Raw genomic sequence first — 259 nt, 5'->3', positions numbered from 1 at the left:
AGGAGCCTGGGTATCGGTTACGGTTACTATTTGCGTATGCTCGGCAGTGTTCCCGCAAAGGTCAGTAGCCGTCCATTTTCTTGTAAGCGTATAGCTTCCAGCACAAGTACCATCAGTCCTTGTCTCAGCGAATGTTACAGTCGCGCTTCCGCAGGCATCGGTTGCAGTTAATGTAGCCGCAGTTGGGATGTTTCCGCATGAAGCAGTGATACTGGCCGCAGGCAATGTTCCTGCGAATACAGGGGCCTGGGTATCGGTA

General features: G+C 52.5%; 1 protein-coding gene. It reads right to left on the bottom strand.

Annotated features, from left to right (window positions below; translation table 11 throughout):
• Positions 1-259: hypothetical protein (locus tag ASG38_RS17950; protein ID WP_162239657.1), on the bottom strand; the 259-nt coding region annotated here is incomplete at both ends.

Origin of the sequence: Flavobacterium sp. Leaf359 (genome assembly GCF_001423985.1) — a bacterium.
In the GTDB taxonomy this organism is placed as follows: domain Bacteria; phylum Bacteroidota; class Bacteroidia; order Flavobacteriales; family Flavobacteriaceae; genus Flavobacterium; species Flavobacterium lindanitolerans.
This window is presented reverse-complemented; position numbering and strand designations above follow the sequence as displayed.